We start from the raw sequence: 17064 nt of genomic DNA on the forward strand, positions 1-17064 counted from the left end.
CGCAGCCTCTAGTTCCCGGTCTGGTTGGCAGCCTCGTCATCGCTGCCGGTTTCGGCGGTTTTCATCTTCGCGGGCAGAATATAGCGGTCACCGGCGACGCTGACGAGGATCTTATTGTCCTCAACAATTTCGATGGTGGCCTTTTCCGCACCGTCAGCCGCCTCGAGCCCGCGTCCATCGGTCAACACGTTGAACCGGCGGAAGCCGCCGTCAGGATGGCGTACCACCATGGTGATACCATTGTCGCCACTCAGCCGTTCGGTCTCACAACCCCGGCTAAAATCCCGATCGCCATTAATCGCACATTCGATCTTGCCATCGTCCAGCGCCTGGTCAGCTTGCCGCTGCTCTGCTTCGGCCAGCACTTCATTGTCCGGCTTGCCGCAGGCCGTCACCGCCAGCAGCAGGATCCCAGCGCTAAATATCCGCATAGACATGTTTTTCTGCCTTTGCTCCCGGATGGGTTACAGCGCCCTGATAGGCGGGTCCGACATTTTGCGCATAGCGCCACAAAGCACCCGCTGCATAAGCATTTTCATGCGGCTTGAACGTCTTGCGCCGCTCGGCCAGCACCACATCATTCACTTCAAGGTCAATTGTTCCGGCTTCAGCATCGATATTGATCATGTCACCGTCTTCAATCAACCCGATCGGACCGCCGTCAGCGGCTTCTGGTCCGACATGACCAATGCAGAAGCCCCGCGTTGCGCCCGAGAAACGTCCGTCCGTGATCAATGCAACCTTCTCGCCCATACCCTGTCCGTAGAGCGCAGCGGTGGTCGCGAGCATTTCGCGCATGCCCGGGCCACCTTTGGGGCCTTCATTGCGAATCACGACCACCGATCCTTCGACAATCGCGCGCGCTTCCACTGCGGCAAAAGCATCTTCCTCACATTCAAAAATCTGCGCCGGCCCACGAAATTGTAGGCGTGCCATACCGGCCACTTTAACGATCGCGCCCTCGGGTGCCAACGACCCTTTGAGACCGACAACCCCGCCGGTCGCGGTGATGGCATTGTTCACATCGTAAATGACCTTCTGATCACTATTCCATGTAATTTCATCGATATTTTCAGCCAGCGTCTTGCCAGTGACGGTCATGCATTCGCCATGGAGCAGGCCGTTATCCATCATGGTTTTCATCAACATGTAGACGCCGCCGGCATCGTGCATGTCGCGCGCGACATATTTACCGCCGGGTTTCAAATCCGCCAGATAAGGCGTGGACTTGAAGCTTTCGGCGACGTCAAACAGATCAAATTCAATGCCCGCTTCGCTCGCCATGGCCGGCAAATGCAAGGCCGCGTTGGTTGATCCTCCAGTGGCTGCCACCACCCGCGCGGCGTTTTCAAACGACTTGCGGGTACAGATATCGCGCGGACGTAGGTTATTCTCAATCAAAGCCATAACCTGCCGTCCAGCGGCCAAGGCCATGTCATCCCGGCTTTCATAAGGTGCCGGTGCCATATTGCTGTTAGGCAAGGATAAACCGATCGCTTCGGCGACACAGGCCATGGTATTGGCGGTAAACTGTCCGCCGCAAGCGCCATGGCCCGGGCAGGCCACTTTCTCGAGTTCAATCAGCTCCTGAAGCGGGCAATTGCCTGCGCTATGCTGACCGACAGCTTCAAACACATCGACAACCGTCACATCCTCGTCATGAAAACGCCCCGGCAAAATGGATCCACCATAAACGAAGATGGACGGCACATTCAGCCGCAGCATTGCCATCATCATGCCAGGCAGACTCTTGTCGCACCCGGCATAACCGATGACCGCATCATAGCAGTGCCCGCGTACGCTTAATTCTACGGAATCTGCGATAACTTCCCGTGAAACAAGCGAAGATTTCATCCCCTGATGGCCCATGGCGATGCCGTCTGTGACGGTAATCGTGTTGAACCGTCGCGGCGTTCCCCCCGCTTCAATGACCCCCTGCCGGGCAATATCGGCTTGGGCATCAAGCAACGTATTACAAGGCGCGCTGTCATTGCCGGCGGAGGCGATGCCGACAAACGGTTTGGCAATATCCTCTTCGGTCATGCCCATCGCATAATAATAGCTGCGCTGCGGCGCGCGTTCCGGCCCCACACTGACATGGCGGCTCGGCAGCTTCGATTTGTCAAACGTCCCGGTCATTTTCTATCCCTGTCCTGCGGCAAAAGCGCAATCGTCCTTCCAAAACTCGCGCCTTCACGCAAGCCCTGTTCGTATTTTCTCGCAAATTCGTAATAAAATATCAGCAAAGCGCCGCTGGCCTTCGGGATGCGCAACCAGATCCTGCCGAATCTCGATTTCCGTGTAGGGCTTCCCGATATCCTCGGCCTGACGCTTCATGGTCGCGTGCAAATCCTTGCCGGAATAGGGCTCCTGATCACCCACGACCAGCTCCTCATCCTTTAGAAACTGGATGGCAAGACGGGAAACATGGGCATCTTCATTGTATAATATGCCAATCTCCCAAGGCCGTAAATCTCCCGAGCCCGATTGCAGGCGCGGTGTGAAGCTGTGCAAAAACAATATGACCTGCGGATCAAGATCCCGAATCAATTGGGCTACCCGGTCATGATAGGGATGAAAGAACCGGTCGAGCCGCGCTTTCGCTTGCGCGGCGTCGATATGATTGCCCGGAATGTCAAAACCGTCGCTGTGGCGCGGTATCACACCCGGTTCGTCTGCAAAGCGATTCAAATCGACCACCAGTCGCGACGCCGTTCCGAGGATCGCCAGATAACCAGGCGTCTCCGCCATCAAATGCGCCACTTCGGCGGCCCCGATATCAAAAGCGATATGCTCGTCGAGCAAAGTTGACGGGATACCAAGATCAATATCGGCAGGAACATGGTTTGAGGCATGATCGACGACGATCAAAACCCCCTTTTCCTGGGGTACACCAACAATATCATAGGCTGTCGTCATCGCAATTTTCCTACCATGGTCCAGGCGTTTGGGAAGGCATTCTTCACCGCTTGCTGGGCTTTTTCGCATTGTGCAACGGAAGGGTATAAAGCAAAGCAGGTCGCGCCCGAGCCCGACATGCGGGCCATTTTCGGTTGGGTTTGGGCAAGCGCCGACAATAGGTCCGAAATAACCGGCGCCAATGCAATTGCTGCCGGTTCGAGGTCATTGCGCCCAAGGTCGACAATCACGGGCATAGCGGTGCAGTCCAACGGTCCGCGATCCACGCCGTCCCAAATCTCAAATATTGATGCGGTTGACAATTGCACGCCAGGATTGACCAGCAAGACCGCGGGATTGCCCAGCTCGTCCACGGCAATTGGCGCAAGATCCTGGCCGATCCCCTTCCCTTCGCATGTCTGGCTCAGTACGCATGCGGGAATATCGGCTCCTAGATCTGCCGACAATCGGCACAATTCGGCTTCCGTCAGCCCGGTTTGCCAGACCCGGTTGAGCAACCGCAAAGTTGCCGCTGCATCGGCAGATCCGCCTCCAATTCCCGACGCGACCGGTAAATTTTTCTGCAAAGTCAGATGCGCGCCTTTGGCCGTCTGACTGGCTTTGGCCAAAGCCTGCGCGGCGTCCAGGACAAGATTGTCACGTGCGCTCAAACCGGAGGCAAAAGGTCCGGTTATCTCCAGATTGAGAGCATCGCTCTTGGTCACTGAGAGATGATCACCATCGTCGACAAAGGCGAACAGTGTTTCTATCTCGTGATAGCCATCGTCCCGGCGCCGACGGACATGAAGCGCCAGGTTAATTTTGGCAAAGGCTGTCTCGCGATCAATCACGCCTGCTGCAGGACCGGTCATCAGGGCGAGACAAGCTCCGGACGAAGCCCGAGGTCAATCTTGTCTTTCAACCGCGGCAAATCGTCAGCGTCGGCGAATAATTTGGCGGAACGCCAAGCATAGCGTGCTTCATATTTCCGGCCCACCGTCCAATAGGCATCGCCGAGATGCTCGTTGATCGTGGGGTCCTGCGGTTCTCCATTGCGGGCGCGCTCGAGATAGGTCACCGCGCGAACATGGTCACCGGTGATAAAATAGGCCCATCCCAGGGAATCGGTAATTGCGGGCGATGAAGAGCGCAGTTCATGCGCTTGTTGAATTGCCGCAATGGCCGCTTCTGTATTCTCCCGGCGCTCCAGCTGAGCATAGCCGAGATAATTGAGAATACTGGCCGAATTGGGCTGAAGGGCATTGGCTTTCTTCAAGGATTCGAGTCCCTTGGGCCAAATGCCTGCCTGTTCTTGTGCGCTGCCCAGTGACAGCCAATAGCGTGCGACGAGTTGATCGGGATAATCCTTTTGCTCTGCCAGAGTGATGGCCCGGGTGAAGGCATCCGCGGCCCCGGCATTGTCCTTGCGCGCCTGACGCACCTGCCCGAGCAGCAAATGCAATTCTGGTGCTTCGGCATCGGCCTTGATCCGGTCATCAAGCCGCGCCTCGGCTTCATCATATTTCTGCTCTTCGATAAAATGGGCAATTTCCCGGCTGATTGCGACCAGCGTATAGCTGCTATTCCGGGGAATAGTCTTCAGGATTTCCCGTGCGAGGCCTGGATTGTCGCCATTACCATAGGCTTCCGCGAGTATCAGTTGGCCATAGTCACTTTTCGGAGCAACCCGATTGGCGGCCTGCGCCATGACGAGTGACAAGAAAGCCGCGCGTTGCATGCCAAGATCAGCGGCCAGGCGTTGCAGCATGAATCCGGCGCCCACCTTGCCATTGACCTTCTGCGCCGCTTTGCCGGCTTCACCTCTGGCGATTTGCTGGCGCAATCTGGCTTCGGGTCCGGTGCGTTCTTTTGCCAATATCTCAAGCGCTTGATCGCTATTCTTCCGCGCGAGAAAATGACGCGCAGCTATTAGCCGAACCGGTGCCATACGCACTTCATTGCGTTCGATAATATCCGCGATCAGGCCAAGCACGTCTTTTTCATTGCCCCGCGCCAGCCCGTGCAGGATCAGCTGTTCTTCGTGATAATAGCGCGCGGTATTGTTCTTTTTGGCAGCGATGAGATGTAGAAACGGGCTGTCGCCGGACGCGCTGGCGGTCCAGGCATCCAAAAGTGAGGACAGAAACCCAAAATTTCCAAGGGTCTCCAATTCACGGCTAGCGGTTCTTGCCGCCCGCCAGTCATTTCTCGCAAAGGCGTCAGCAAAAAGGAGGATCGGCATTTCCGGCTCCATCGCGCTGCGCAAATTTATCGCTCGCACCGATTTCAATGCCAGGTCAAAATCCCCGGCTTCTACACCCTTTACATAAGCCTTTCCGGCCAGAATGGGGTTGTCCGGTTGCTCCTTGAGCACTTCGGCATAGATCATCGCTGCATCTGTAGGCTGACTACCCGATTCCGCCAGACGCGCCGCAACAAAGCGGTTGAGCGCGCTGGCGCCTCCATCCCGCTTGGCCAGTGCCGGCGAAACCATCAGCTGGGACGCTACCAACATGCCAGCGCCAAGGCGGAACAGGACATATCTACATATTGGGATAATTCGGACCTCCGCCGCCTTCTGGAACAACCCAGTTGATATTCTGGGAGGGGTCCTTGATGTCACACGTCTTGCAATGCACGCAGTTTTGCGCGTTTATCTGAAACTTCGGATTACCATCATCGTCCTCGATAAACTCATAGACACCTGCTGGGCAATAACGCTGGGAAGGTCCTGCAAATTCTGGCAAGTTTACGTCAACCGGTATCGATGCATCCTTCAGTTGTAGATGGACCGGCTGGTCTTCTTCATGGTTGGTATTCGACAGGAACACCGAAGACAGGCGATCGAAACTGATCACGCCATCCGGTTTCGGATATTCAATCGGGTGACAATGTTCGGCCCGTCGCAGACGGCTGTGATCGGGATGATGCTTCATCGTGAATGGCATCTTGATCTTGAAATTTTCGGCCCACATGTTGATCCCGGCAATGATTGAGCCCAGAAAATCACCATATTTTTCAGCCGCAGGAAGCACGTTGCGAACAACCCGCAATTCTTCACGAACCCAGCTATTTTCATAGGCCGTTCCATAAGCGGCCAGTTCGTCGCTTTGCCGATCCGCGACAATGGCTTCAAACGCGGCTTCGGCTGCCATCATCCCGGTTTTCATCGCTGTATGCGTACCCTTGATCCGTGGGACATTGACGAAGCCAGCAGAGCAGCCAATCAGGGCCCCGCCGGGAAAGAACAATTTCGGAACCGATTGAAAACCGCCGTCATTAATCGCCCGGGCGCCGTAGGAAATGCGTTTGCCGCCCTCGAGAATTTTCCGGATTTCGGGATGCTGCTTCCAGCGTTGCATCTCTTCGAACGGCGAGAGATAGGGGTTTTCATAATTGAGCCATGTGACAAAGCCCAGCGCTACTTGATTGTCAGCCTGATGATAGAGAAATCCACCACCATTAGCGCCTTCCCCGAGCGGCCAACCCTGGCTGTGGATGACCCGTCCAGGGACATGCTTGTCGGGATCAATATCCCACAATTCCTTGATACCCAGACCGTAAATCTGAGGTTCGCTGTCGGCATCCAGCGCGAATTTCTCTTTCAGAATTTTTGTCAAATGACCGCGAACACCCTCTGCAAAGAAAGTATATTTCGCGTGCAGTTCAAGGCCGGGCTGATAGTCCGGCTTGTGGCTGCCATCACGGGCAACCCCCATATCGCCAGTTGCAACGCCTTTGACCGAACCGTCTTCATTGTAGAGAATTTCTGCAGCAGCAAAGCCTGGAAAAATCTCCACACCCATATTTTCTGCCCGCTCTCCCAGCCAGCGACACAAATTGCCAAGCGATCCGGTATAGGTTCCCTTGTTGTGCATGAAACCGGGGGTCATGAAATGCGGCAGATTAAATTTCTTTTTCTTGGTCAGCACCCAATGCTGATTGTCCGTGACCGGGACTGCTGCCATCGGACAATCATCTTCGCGCCAAGTGGGAATAAGTTCGTCCAACGCTTTGGGATCAATGACCGCTCCGGACAATATATGCGCCCCGATCTCTGATCCTTTTTCCAGGATGCAGACCGATAGATCCTTGCCTGCTTCATCGGCCAGTTGCTTGAAGCGGATTGCCGCACTAAGGCCTGCCGGTCCGCCGCCAACAATGACTACGTCATAAGGCATTGAATCACGTTCACTCATTATATTCTTCCTATGGTCTACACTTTGATACTGTCATACATTCGTCCTGCCGCAAACGGCAACCCTTTGAACAGAAACATGCTTGGCCACCAATTGACCTATTCGTCAACTCATGACTCTATCAGATCATGAATTTATCCGAATCCACAACACGGACAGACGGCAGCAAGGCAGCGCTGGAAAGCCTCCGCGACTGGTGGGCACTGGCCGGGGTGGACACACATTATAGCGATGGCCCCACAGCCCTGGCGCAACCTGTGAAGCAGCCAGTTGAACCCCGGAGAATGACGCTGTCCGAGGATGTTGCGCCGGACAGACCGGTTGCGAAAAACGCTGAAACCATTGAATCCGCAGCGTCCAATATGCCTTCGGTTCGGTTTCCGGATGATTATGATCAATTTGTCGCATGGCTCGGCCATCCCGATAATCTGGTGGAATCTCGATGGGCAAAGCAGATGGTCCTGCCGCAAGGCGCTCTGCAGCCGGAAGTCATGATCATTGTCGCGATGCCCGAACAGGGTCGCGAGATTTCGGATTCCTGTTTTTCAAACAGCAGTGCGGCCTTGCTGAACCGGATATGGCAAGCGATTGGCTGCGATTCGGAAAAAACCTTCAGCGCTCCAGCCTGTTTCGCCCGTCCCACCGACGGTCGCATCGATTCCACGCTTCAGAATTACCTGAAAACACGCATGCTGCACCTGATCGGATTGGTCCAACCGCAGAAGATCATCATTTTCGGCGATCAAGCATCAGAGATGTTCTTCGGACAAAATATTCTGTCTGCGCGCAAGCTTAAACAATTTATTAACCATAGTTCCTCCAAAACGGACGCAATCGCTACGTTCCACCCGAGAATTCTGGTTCAGCGACCAGAGTTCAAGGCTGAAACATGGAAAGACCTGCAACTGTTGATGAGGAATCCTGCTCCGTGAAAGACCCCCTTTCAGTGAAAATGACAAAAGCCGTATTGATCAGTCTTTTGGCGCTGCCAATGGCCCCTGCCCTTGCACAGGATGGAGGCGCGGTGCTGTTCAAAAGTTCTTCCGTCGCCAAGGACATCCCTTCGCAACTGAAGCGCAAGCAATCCGAACATTATCGCTCCATTTTCAAGGCGATGAGCGCCAACCAATGGGATGATGCGCAGAAACTGCTTCAGGACGCGCCTGATGGCCCGTTGAAACCCATTGCACGGGCAGAATATTTCCTCGCGGCCAATTCTCCGCGTGCCGAGCTCGGGCAATTGCTCGTGCTGGTGAACGAAGCCCCGCACATCCCTCAGGCCGCACAGCTGGGCCGCCTGGCCAAAAAACGGGGTGCCCAATTATTGCCGGATCTGCCCCAACGACGGAAGCTCTCCTTCATCCCTGGGCCTGCGGTCCGGAAAAACCGCGGGCGATTAAATCCGATACGTTTGCCAATGCCATTCGCAATGACATATTGGGCTATATCAAGCGGGATGATCCTAAATCTGCGGAAGATTTGCTGAACAACGCGGGCGAAAATCTGACCGCCGAAGCCAGAACCGAACTGGAACAGCGCGTGGCCTGGTCCTATTATATCGAAAATGACGATGCCTCGGCCCAACGTCTCGCCGCAAAGGCACAAACCGGCAGCGGACCTTGGGTGGTCCATGCAGACTGGGTGGCCGGCCTCGCCTCCTGGCGTGTGAAAGACTGCCAGACCGCCAGCACCGCTTTTGAAAAAGTTGGCCGCAGAGCCGACACGGCGGAATTGCAATCGGCTGGCCTCTACTGGGGCTCTCGCGCAGATGTGGTTTGCGGACAACCGCAAAAGGCTCAAGGCAAGCTCCAGATGGCAGCCAAATTCAGTGATACATTTTACGGCCTGCTCGCCGCCCAATCCTTAGGCATGGAGGTAAGCAAAGCCAAAAAGGCCGAGCAATTTGCCAAGCAGGACTGGAAAACGCTGAAGCGGCATGAAAACGTCAGGGCCGCTATTGCGCTGGTCGAAATTGGCGAAGAAACGCTGGCGGACGAAGTGTTGCGCCATCAGGCATCGATCGGTCAGGGACAGGACCATGCAGCGCTACTCAAACTGGCACGTGACCTCAATCTGCCGCGCACCCAGCTTTGGCTGGCCCATCATGCGCCGCGCGGATTCAAGCCCGATGCGCAGGCACGCTTCCCGGCACCTAAGTGGAAACCGGATGGCGGATGGCGCGTTGATCCGGCTCTGGTCTATGCGCACACATTGCAGGAATCCGCGTTTCGAACCAAAGCGGTCAGTCCCGCCAATGCGATCGGATTGATGCAGGTTCGGCCCGGCACAGCCGGTGATATCGCCCGGGCGCGTGGCAAGAATTTCAGCAAGACCGAGCTTTTTGAGCCCTCTACCAATCTGGAATATGGGCAGTCCTATCTCGAATATCTTGGCAAATCGTCGATCACCGGTGGCAAATTGCCAAAAATTGCAGCGGCCTATAATGCCGGTCCGGGGTCGGTGCAGCGCTGGAACACCGAAATTCGGGATAATGATGATCCACTCCTTTATATGGAGAGCATTCCCTATGTCGAAACCCGGGGCTATGTTGCGATCATCCTGCGCAATTACTGGATCTATGAACAGCAAGCCGGCATTAAATCAAAAAGCCTGCAAACCCTGGCACAAAACGAATGGCCGGCCTTCCCGGACAAGCCCAGCAGCAAGCAGACTCGTTTCACCGCCCGTTAAACGCATTCCGACAAAAAAGAGGGGGCGTGCCTGACCGGCCTGCCCCCTCCCATATTCTATGACCATTGTTTATCAGTAACGATAATGGTCTGGCTTAAACGGACCCTCTGGGGTCACGCCAATATATTCGGCCTGCTCTTGTGACAATTTGGACAGCTGAACACCCAGTTTCTTGAGATGCAGTTCAGCGACCTTCTCGTCGAGATGCTTGGGCAAGACATAAACATCATTGCCATATTGCTCCGGACGCAACCACAGTTCGATTTGCGCCATCACCTGATTGGTGAAGCTGGCAGACATAACAAAGCTGGGATGGCCTGTCGCACAGCCCAGATTTACCAGGCGGCCCTGCGCCAGAATGATCAGCTTCTTGCCATCGGGAAATTCGACTTCATCAACTTGTGGTTTGATTTCATTCCATTTCATATTCTGCAAGGCAGCGATCTGAATTTCGCTGTCAAAATGACCGATATTGCAAACGATCGCGCGATCTTTCATGGCGCGCATGTGATCCACGGTGATCACATCCTTGTTTCCCGTTGCGGTGACGAAAATATCAGCTCTCGGTGCCGCTTCTTCCATCGTGACAACTTCAAAGCCTTCCATCGACGCCTGCAGCGCACAAATCGGATCAACCTCGGTAACAATGACCCGCGCACCGCCATTGCGCAGCGATTCCGCAGACCCTTTGCCGACATCGCCAAAACCGGCGACGCAGGCGACCTTGCCGGCGAGCATAACGTCGGTTGCCCGGCGAACCGCGTCGACCAACGATTCCTTGCAACCATAAAGATTGTCGAATTTCGACTTGGTCACGCTGTCATTCACGTTAATCGCGGGGAATGGGAGCTTGCCCTTTTTCGCCAGTTCATAGAGGCGGTGAACGCCGGTTGTTGTTTCTTCGGACACACCTTTGATTGCGGCAACGGTTTTGGTCAGGAAACCCGGCGATGCGGCAAGCCGCTTTTTCAGAACCTGGACGAAGACTTCTTCTTCTTCATTTTCAGGCGTGAACAATTCTTCTCCCGCCTCGACCCGCGCGCCCCACAAGGCGAACATCGTGGCATCACCACCATCGTCGAGAATGAGGTTGCAGGTCTCTCCGTCACCCCAGTCAAAAATTCGGTCGACATAGTCCCAATATTCTTCAAGCGTCTCGCCCTTGATCGCGAATACCGGGGTTCCGCCTGCGGCAATTGCAGCAGCAGCGTGATCTTGGGTCGAATAGATATTGCAGGAGGCCCAGCGGACTTCTGCACCCAGTTCGAGCAATGTCTCAATCAGGACAGCGGTCTGAATTGTCATATGCAGCGAGCCGGTGATGCGGGCACCCTTTAGCGGCTTTTCGGCGCCAAATTCTTCACGGAGTGCCATCAAGCCAGGCATTTCGGTTTCAGCAATCTCGATTTCCTTGCGACCGAAATCGGCAAGCGAAATATCCTTGATGACATAGTCCTGTGTATCAACCGCCACTTATAATCTCCTTGAAATACGAAAGGCCGCACGGCCTGACCGTGCGACAATTTCGTCAATCTCTAGCGATTTTCCGCGATCTAGGCAAATATAAAGATCTCTTTATATTTGTAATTTAATTATAATATCTAGTTCGCAGCCATTACTATACCACAACGTCCGCCCGGCAATAACGGCGACAAGGCATTGAGCTGGGCGATCTGCACCAAAGCAGGTGATGTCGCCGCACTATTGGCCGCCGATGTCGCGATCGCCTTCATCGATTGGCACTCGGACAAGTCCCCGGAACCCGCGCCATATTTATTGGCCAGAGAGACTGCATAACGATCATAGGCCTGCACCGCCTGCCTTCTGTTTTGGCCTTTCGCAAAATGGCCTTTCAGAACAGCGTTACCCATTTTCAGCAGCGGCTTTTTCTCGGACAAAGCGATTATATTCTGGCAGCAGATCGTGACTGGATTTGGCACAACGCAACGCCGCAACCATCAGCCGCGATTGCAAATCTCGTATTTTTGCGGCATCGACTTCTGCTGGCGTCCAGCAAGCGGCCTGCGCTCCGCTCGACAAAATAACGCTGCCCAGCGCGCCGGCGAGTATGATATTTCTAAGTTTAGACATTCCCCTAGTCCCCTCATTCCTATTGAGGACCAGCAATGTGCGGCGCGGCACTTACGAAGAATCTAAACAAATTGGTTAAGCTATTTTGACGATAGAAAGTCCGGTTTTACTGAGGAAATCTGCCGACCAAACCGGATCTTTAAGCGCTGCCAAACTGACCGGAGAGCTTGCCCGGATCGATTCCCTGGGCCTCCCAGGCCATCGCCCATTTGTCTGTTCGGTCAGATGCGTATAGCCAATCCGTCTCGCCTGGAGTGATTGACCAGCCATTCTGGGTTAACTCCTGTTCGAGCTGCCCTGCGCCCCAACCAGAATAGCCCATTGCGACCAACCAATTTTCTGGCCCCTTATTCTCCACGATAGCGCGCAATATTTCGACCGAACTGGTCATCCCCCAGCGCTCGCCAACTTGTAAAGTATCGGACAGATTGAAATCGAGGCTGTGGAGAATGAAACCCCGGTGCAGTTCAACCGGACCGCCAATGTGCACGGCGCGTTCGATTGGTGCGTCGGGCTCCAACGAGAATTGTTCCAATATCCCCGAGAAACCGATGTCGCTCGAGATTTCCCCGATATTGATTCCAAGCGCACCATGTTCATCATGGGAACAGATCGCAATCACGGACCGCTCAAATCGCGGATCAGCCATTCCAGGGGTAGCGAGCAGGAACTGCCCTGAGAAATAACGCGGCTCAGCCATAATGCACTATAATCCACTTGGGGGCCCCCACCCAAGCGAAAAACCACAACCTGTCCTGAAGCGGCGACCAGCCTTGCAATTTCATCATGCTGGCACCACAATGTTCTATGAAATACAGAATGATTTCAGAACCCTGTATTCATATTCATCCAAAAGGAGCAAAGCGATGATCACCAAAGGCGAAAAAATTCCAGAAGTTAATCTCGTCAAAGCAACTGCTAATGGACCAGAACAGGTCAGCAGTTCGGACTATTTTGCAGGGCGAAAAGTGGCGTTATTTTCCGTTCCCGGCGCGTTCACGCCAACTTGCTCCGCCAAGCATCTGCCAGGCTATGTTGAAAAGGCAGCGGATCTCAAGGCCAAAGGCGTTGACGAAATTGCCTGTACCGCAGTGAATGACGCGTTCGTGATGGGCGCGTGGAATGAGCGTGACGGTTCGCCCGATGTAACCATGCTCGCCGATGGCAACGGCGATTTTGCGAAGGCTGTGGGCTTGGAAATGGACGGATCCGGTTTTGGCATGGGCCAGCGCGGCCAGCGGTTCTCGATGATCGTCAATGATGGTGTCGTCGAAGAAGTGAATGTTGAAGCGCCCGGCGATTTCAAAGTCAGTGCCGCCGACTATATGCTCGATCAACTGTGATCTGACGCTATACCATCCAGAATTTGAAACCGGCGGGATAGTGTTTCCCGCCGGTTTTTCTATGTCTACCAACCGCAGGATTTGCCTTTATTTTCTTCCTTCAACCAATCCATCAGCGGTGCGAAATAACTGATCATTGCCGACCCGTCCATTTCGCGCGTGCCGGTAAAGGCTTCGAGCGCGTCAGGCCACGGTTTGGACGCACCCAGTTCGAGCATCGCGTTGAGATTGGCACCAACCTGCTTGTTGCCATAGAAAGAGCAACGGTGCAGTGGCCCTTCCCATCCTGCCGCATCGCAAGCCGCCTTGTAGAATTGGAACTGTAGAATGCGGGCGAGAAAATAGCGCGAATAAGGCGTGTTGCCCGGGATATGATATTTGGCACCCGGATCGAAAGCGTCAGCGGGCCTCTCAACCGGCGGCGTGATCCCCTGATATTGCCGCTTCAGCTCATGCCACGCCGTCGTATAGTCTGCGGGCGCAATATCGCCCTTGAATACGCCCCAGCGCCATTTGTCGACGAGCAAGCCAAAGGGCAGAAAAGCGACCTTGTCCATCGCTTGTCGCAGCAACAAGCCAACATCCTTGTCCGCGCTCGGCACCTTATCGGCGTCGAGCAAGCCAACCTGCACCATATATTCCGGCGTAATCGACAAGGCGATCATGTCACCAATGGCTTCATGAAACCCGTCATTGGCGCCATCGAGATGCAGATAGCTCTGCTTGTTATAGGCGCGCTGGTAATAATTGTGGCCGAGTTCGTGATGGATGGTGACAAAATCATCGCCATTGACCTTGATGCACATCTTGATCCGGATGTCGTCGACATTATCAATGTTCCAGGCGCTCGCATGACAGACAACTTCACGGTCTGCCGGCTTGGTAAACTGCGAGCGCGCCCAGAATGATTCCGGCAATGGCTCAAATCCCAGCGACGAGAAAAACTGTTCGCCGGCCTTGACCATCTTGATCGCGTCATAGTCCTTGGCTTTGAGCAATTCGGTGGTATCAAAACCGATATCACCGGCTCCTTCGGGGGCAACAATATCATAGATATTCCCCCATTCCTGGGCCCACATATTGCCTAGCAAATCGGCACGTATCGGGCCGGTTTTCGGCTGAACCTCGTCGCCATATTCTGCGTTGAGCTTGTCCCGGGTATAGCAATGCAATTCGTCATATAGCGGCTTGACCTGTGACCATAATTTGTCGGTCAGCTGGGCGAAATCATCCGCCGGCATATCATAGCCGGACCGCCACATCGCACCGACATCGGCGAACCCCAATTCCTTGGCGCCGTCATTGGCAATAGCCACCATGCGTGCATAATCATCCTTCATCGGCGCGCCGACATTGCTGTGCCAGCTTTCCCACATTTCCGACAATTCCGCCGGATTGCGGTTGGTCCCCATCGCCGCCTCAATATCGGAGCCGTTGATTTCCTTGCCGTTCAGCGAGCCTTTGCCCTTGCCATAAGCCGAGTTCAGCTTGGTCGCGATGGTGTTCAGCTCGGTGGCCGCACCTTCTGTGGTGGGAGCCGGCAGCACGATGCCCCCGCGCAGCTTGTCGAGCTTGCGTGTGGTTGCCGCATCGAGACCTTTCACATTATTGAACTTCGCGGCATCAATCGCTGCCTGGACCGACATGGTCGTGCCTTCTGCGCCAACCTTGGCCGCCAAGGCATCGGTGTCGTCATTAATGTAGGTGGAATTGATCCAGTAGATCCGCCCGGCATCGACCGAGAAATCGAACATTTTCTTTTCGGTCTTGTCGACAAATTTTTGCGCATCTTCTTTTGTTGGCTGTGCCTTGTCCGCCATGTCATCTTCGGCGTGATGCTTCGCCTGGGCCGGGGCCGCAACGGCTATCGCTGCTATGACAAGGAAAGATGCGCCAAATTTTACGGGTGATATTTTCATGTTGGATCCTCTGTCTGTTCTATTGGCTATGAATTGAAACTTTAACACGGGAGCGTCAAGCGGATCGTTCGCGGCGATACCAGATCAACCCGATGATCATTCCGAGGGTTCCGATGATCCAGGTGGCGATTTTCGGAGGACGAGCAATTGCGGCCACGCCCGACAACAGATCGCTTCCCTGTTGCTGGATAAGTTGGGTGAGCTGGGCCAGAGTTTCGAGATAATCGGTCAGGCCAAAGAGGAAATAGGTCAGCACCAGAAACAGACCGAGCTTCTTGAGCGATGGTGAATGGGCATGTTGCCAGAGCAAGCGTCCCCCTAAAATTCCTCCCACCGTGTAAAGACCGATGAAGACGAGATCGGTGATCATTGACCATTTGGCATAGTTGAGCTGGCCGACAACGGCCCAGCTCTGTTGGATGGCATCAACCCGCTCGGCAGAGCCTGCGCTTTGATGATCCAATATGCCAAGCGGCGCAACATCGGTGATCAACGGACCGGCGGTGGCCACGTTAAACACAAAAACAGCGAGACCGCCGAGCCAGAAAATCCAGAAATTTCGCCAATTCATATAAGCAGGCATATATCGTCTCCTCCGAAATTCAGGCCGTCAGATAAGCAACCATTGCGGCGCCGAGATCTTTTTTCGTGACGCTGCTCATATGGGTCCCTGGAATGGCGACATGCTCGCCGTGCGGCAAGGCTTCGGTCAGAGCGACGGGATCGCCATTGTCCCGGTCTTCCGATCCGCACAATATCAAAGTCGGTGTTGCAATCCCGGCAATGGCATCCGGTTCCAGATCCGAAAAAGTCTTGAGCAGATGCGTCGCCGCGATCGGATCAATTTTCTGACTCTTCATGAACTGGATCGCCATCCAGTAAGGATCACCGCGCTTGGCGGTTTCCCGCTTTGCAATCGCTTCGAGAAAGAATTTCTGCCGATCATGCCAGCCTGCAAGCCCGTCCAGCCCCATGCCGGCAAGGATCGCTTTTCCTGGAGTCGCATCTGTCAGCAGCAATTTTGCCGTTGTCCGCGCTCCGAGTGAAAAGCCGCCCAGATCATAGGCATCCAGATCGAGATGCGCAATCAACGCCCGCACGTCCTGCACCAGCACATCATCGGGATAAGCGACCGGCACCTGCGGGGCCGCGCTGTGTCCGTGGGCCCGCAGATCGGGCATAATCACGCGGAATCCGGCTTGGGCCAGTTGATCGGCATGACCAAATTTTATCCAGTTGGTCTCCGCATTGGAAAAAAGGCCATGAAGCAAAAGCACTACCCGTCCACTCCCGGTCTCGTGTATTTTCAGCGGCACGCCATCAAATGAAGCGAAGTCCCAACTTGAAATTGCCACTATTTTTCTCCTTCGGCTGCGCGCGCAGTCAAGCGCAAGCGCCACGCCGCGACATCTTCTGGTTGCGTCTGAAACTGCTCCGATTGCGGATCCAGCATGATCCCGGCTTGTTTCTTGGATACCCATAAATGGCCGATGGGTCGAACATCCGCAGCGGCGTCGAGGCTGCCGACTTTCAACGTGATGTGATCAGGCGGTTTGGTTGACGAATGCCAAAGCCGGGTGCCGCAATTTGCGCAGAAATAATTATGTTTCACGGCTCCACTAAACGCGGTGCTTTCAAATGACGCCGGTACACCTTTCACTGTCAGATCGGCGTATCGCATCGGTACAGAAAGAGAAAAGGCGCTGGCGCTCTGCTTCTTGCACTCTCCGCAATGGCAGGCATAAGCGGCGGGTAACGGTTCCGTCAAAGTATAGCGGACAGCACCGCATTGGCAGCCACCGGTTAGAATTTCATTCATCTTACCTTCCAAAGTTCACACAAATCACACCCCAATTTCTGGGAATTTATAATATTTTATCAAGTGCTTAGTTTAATAACAGCGCGAGGTCGTGTAGGAAAGCC

The 17064-nt window shown here is 54.5% G+C and carries 18 protein-coding genes; 4 read left to right on the forward strand and 14 right to left on the reverse strand.

Annotation, left to right across the window (positions count from 1 at the left end; translation table 11 throughout):
* Positions 1-8: 8 nt before the first annotated feature.
* From ACZ1GS_RS08840 to ACZ1GS_RS08865, 6 genes are read right to left on the reverse strand one after another with little or no spacing between them, the layout of a single operon-like run.
* Positions 9-437: a hypothetical protein gene (locus tag ACZ1GS_RS08840; protein WP_472694844.1), complete on the reverse strand. Its 429-nt coding sequence runs from the start codon at positions 435-437 to the stop codon at positions 9-11.
* Positions 418-2139 (reverse strand): dihydroxy-acid dehydratase, encoded by a 1722-nt coding sequence (gene ilvD / locus ACZ1GS_RS08845; protein WP_472694846.1) that lies wholly within the window; start codon positions 2137-2139, stop codon positions 418-420. The genes ACZ1GS_RS08840 and ilvD overlap by 20 nt, the downstream gene beginning before the upstream one ends.
* Positions 2140-2193: 54 nt before the next feature.
* A complete protein-coding gene (locus ACZ1GS_RS08850; protein WP_472694847.1) occupies positions 2194-2919 on the reverse strand; it encodes an N-formylglutamate amidohydrolase in 726 nt (241 codons plus the stop codon).
* Positions 2916-3770, reverse strand: coding sequence for a 4-(cytidine 5'-diphospho)-2-C-methyl-D-erythritol kinase (locus tag ACZ1GS_RS08855; RefSeq protein WP_472694848.1), 855 nt, complete (start codon positions 3768-3770; stop codon positions 2916-2918). The genes ACZ1GS_RS08850 and ACZ1GS_RS08855 overlap by 4 nt, the downstream gene beginning before the upstream one ends.
* Positions 3770-5413, reverse strand: a complete 1644-nt coding sequence (locus ACZ1GS_RS08860) for a tetratricopeptide repeat protein (protein ID WP_472694849.1) — start codon at positions 5411-5413, stop codon at positions 3770-3772. Before ACZ1GS_RS08860 ends, ACZ1GS_RS08855 begins: the two co-directional genes overlap by 1 nt.
* A 28-nt stretch (positions 5414-5441) precedes the next feature.
* Positions 5442-7097, reverse strand: a complete 1656-nt coding sequence (locus tag ACZ1GS_RS08865) for an electron transfer flavoprotein-ubiquinone oxidoreductase (protein WP_472694850.1) — start codon at positions 7095-7097, stop codon at positions 5442-5444.
* A gap of 455 nt (positions 7098-7552) precedes the next feature.
* Here ACZ1GS_RS08865 and ACZ1GS_RS08870 point away from each other — a divergent pair, with 455 nt between their 5' ends.
* From ACZ1GS_RS08870 to ACZ1GS_RS08880, 3 genes are read left to right on the forward strand one after another with little or no spacing between them, the layout of a single operon-like run.
* Positions 7553-8029: a uracil-DNA glycosylase family protein gene (locus ACZ1GS_RS08870; protein WP_472694851.1), complete on the forward strand. Its 477-nt coding sequence runs from the start codon at positions 7553-7555 to the stop codon at positions 8027-8029.
* Positions 8026-8583, forward strand: coding sequence for a hypothetical protein (locus ACZ1GS_RS08875; RefSeq protein WP_472694852.1), 558 nt, complete (start codon positions 8026-8028; stop codon positions 8581-8583). Before ACZ1GS_RS08870 ends, ACZ1GS_RS08875 begins: the two co-directional genes overlap by 4 nt.
* The gene (locus tag ACZ1GS_RS08880) at positions 8577-9788 is read left to right on the forward strand and encodes a lytic transglycosylase domain-containing protein (RefSeq protein WP_472694853.1); all 1212 of its coding nucleotides are present in this window, start codon (positions 8577-8579) and stop codon (positions 9786-9788) included. Before ACZ1GS_RS08875 ends, ACZ1GS_RS08880 begins: the two co-directional genes overlap by 7 nt.
* Before the next feature lie 72 nt (positions 9789-9860).
* Here the strand turns inward: ACZ1GS_RS08880 and ahcY are convergent, their stop codons facing one another.
* The 4 genes from ahcY to ACZ1GS_RS08900 all read right to left on the reverse strand — a co-directional run bounded on the left by ahcY (position 9861) and on the right by ACZ1GS_RS08900 (position 12579).
* Positions 9861-11261 (reverse strand): adenosylhomocysteinase, encoded by a 1401-nt coding sequence (gene ahcY / locus ACZ1GS_RS08885; RefSeq protein ID WP_472694854.1) that lies wholly within the window; start codon positions 11259-11261, stop codon positions 9861-9863.
* 128 nt (positions 11262-11389) lie between these two features.
* Entirely contained in the window at positions 11390-11659 is a 270-nt protein-coding gene (locus ACZ1GS_RS08890) for a hypothetical protein (protein WP_472694855.1), read from the reverse strand.
* A complete protein-coding gene (locus tag ACZ1GS_RS08895) occupies positions 11652-11879 on the reverse strand; it encodes a hypothetical protein (protein WP_472694856.1) in 228 nt (75 codons plus the stop codon). Before ACZ1GS_RS08895 ends, ACZ1GS_RS08890 begins: the two co-directional genes overlap by 8 nt.
* A gap of 139 nt (positions 11880-12018) precedes the next feature.
* Complete coding sequence (locus tag ACZ1GS_RS08900; protein ID WP_472694857.1) at positions 12019-12579, reverse strand: YqgE/AlgH family protein; 561 nt, start codon at positions 12577-12579, stop codon at positions 12019-12021.
* Positions 12580-12745: 166 nt separating this feature from the next.
* On the opposite strand from ACZ1GS_RS08900, the gene ACZ1GS_RS08905 reads away from it, so the two are divergent.
* The gene (locus ACZ1GS_RS08905) at positions 12746-13222 is read left to right on the forward strand and encodes a redoxin family protein (protein ID WP_472694858.1); all 477 of its coding nucleotides are present in this window, start codon (positions 12746-12748) and stop codon (positions 13220-13222) included.
* Positions 13223-13287: 65 nt separating this feature from the next.
* Here ACZ1GS_RS08905 and ACZ1GS_RS08910 read toward each other — a convergent pair whose 3' ends face one another.
* Genes ACZ1GS_RS08910 through ACZ1GS_RS08925 form a run of 4 tightly spaced genes read right to left on the reverse strand, consistent with a single transcriptional unit; the run spans position 13288 to position 16960 of the window.
* Positions 13288-15141, reverse strand: coding sequence for a M2 family metallopeptidase (locus tag ACZ1GS_RS08910; RefSeq protein ID WP_472694859.1), 1854 nt, complete (start codon positions 15139-15141; stop codon positions 13288-13290).
* Positions 15142-15196: 55 nt separating this feature from the next.
* Positions 15197-15724, reverse strand: a complete 528-nt coding sequence (locus tag ACZ1GS_RS08915; protein ID WP_472694860.1) for a hypothetical protein — start codon at positions 15722-15724, stop codon at positions 15197-15199.
* A 19-nt stretch (positions 15725-15743) separates the two neighbouring features.
* On the reverse strand, positions 15744-16496 hold the full coding sequence (locus tag ACZ1GS_RS08920) for an alpha/beta fold hydrolase (RefSeq protein WP_472694861.1): 753 nt from the start codon (positions 16494-16496) through the stop codon (positions 15744-15746).
* Positions 16496-16960 carry a GFA family protein gene (locus tag ACZ1GS_RS08925; protein WP_472694862.1) on the reverse strand — a complete coding sequence of 155 codons (465 nt, stop codon included), beginning with the start codon at positions 16958-16960 and terminating at the stop codon, positions 16496-16498. The genes ACZ1GS_RS08920 and ACZ1GS_RS08925 overlap by 1 nt, the downstream gene beginning before the upstream one ends.
* Between the last annotated feature and the right edge of the window lie 104 nt (positions 16961-17064).

The sequence above is a fragment of the Parasphingorhabdus sp. W113 genome (assembly GCF_055693205.1).

Bases quoted from the DNA above. Each gene is read 5' to 3' on its own strand.
- ACZ1GS_RS08840 (WP_472694844.1), bottom strand. From the start codon at position 437: ATGTCTATGCGGATATTTAGCGCTGGGATCCTGCTGCTGGCGGTGACG.
- ilvD (WP_472694846.1), bottom strand. From the start codon at position 2,139: ATGACCGGGACGTTTGACAAATCGAAGCTGCCGAGCCGCCATGTCAGT.
- ACZ1GS_RS08850 (WP_472694847.1), bottom strand. From the start codon at position 2,919: ATGACGACAGCCTATGATATTGTTGGTGTACCCCAGGAAAAGGGGGTT.
- ACZ1GS_RS08855 (WP_472694848.1), bottom strand. From the start codon at position 3,770: ATGACCGGTCCTGCAGCAGGCGTGATTGATCGCGAGACAGCCTTTGCC.
- ACZ1GS_RS08860 (WP_472694849.1), bottom strand. From the start codon at position 5,413: ATGTTGGTAGCGTCCCAGCTGATGGTTTCGCCGGCACTGGCCAAGCGG.
- ACZ1GS_RS08865 (WP_472694850.1), bottom strand. From the start codon at position 7,097: ATGAGTGAACGTGATTCAATGCCTTATGACGTAGTCATTGTTGGCGGC.
- ACZ1GS_RS08870 (WP_472694851.1), top strand. From the start codon at position 7,553: ATGGTCCTGCCGCAAGGCGCTCTGCAGCCGGAAGTCATGATCATTGTC.
- ACZ1GS_RS08890 (WP_472694855.1), bottom strand. From the start codon at position 11,659: ATGGGTAACGCTGTTCTGAAAGGCCATTTTGCGAAAGGCCAAAACAGA.
- ACZ1GS_RS08895 (WP_472694856.1), bottom strand. From the start codon at position 11,879: ATGTCTAAACTTAGAAATATCATACTCGCCGGCGCGCTGGGCAGCGTT.
- ACZ1GS_RS08900 (WP_472694857.1), bottom strand. From the start codon at position 12,579: ATGGCTGAGCCGCGTTATTTCTCAGGGCAGTTCCTGCTCGCTACCCCT.
- ACZ1GS_RS08905 (WP_472694858.1), top strand. From the start codon at position 12,746: ATGATCACCAAAGGCGAAAAAATTCCAGAAGTTAATCTCGTCAAAGCA.
- ACZ1GS_RS08910 (WP_472694859.1), bottom strand. From the start codon at position 15,141: ATGAAAATATCACCCGTAAAATTTGGCGCATCTTTCCTTGTCATAGCA.
- ACZ1GS_RS08915 (WP_472694860.1), bottom strand. From the start codon at position 15,724: ATGCCTGCTTATATGAATTGGCGAAATTTCTGGATTTTCTGGCTCGGC.
- ACZ1GS_RS08925 (WP_472694862.1), bottom strand. From the start codon at position 16,960: ATGAATGAAATTCTAACCGGTGGCTGCCAATGCGGTGCTGTCCGCTAT.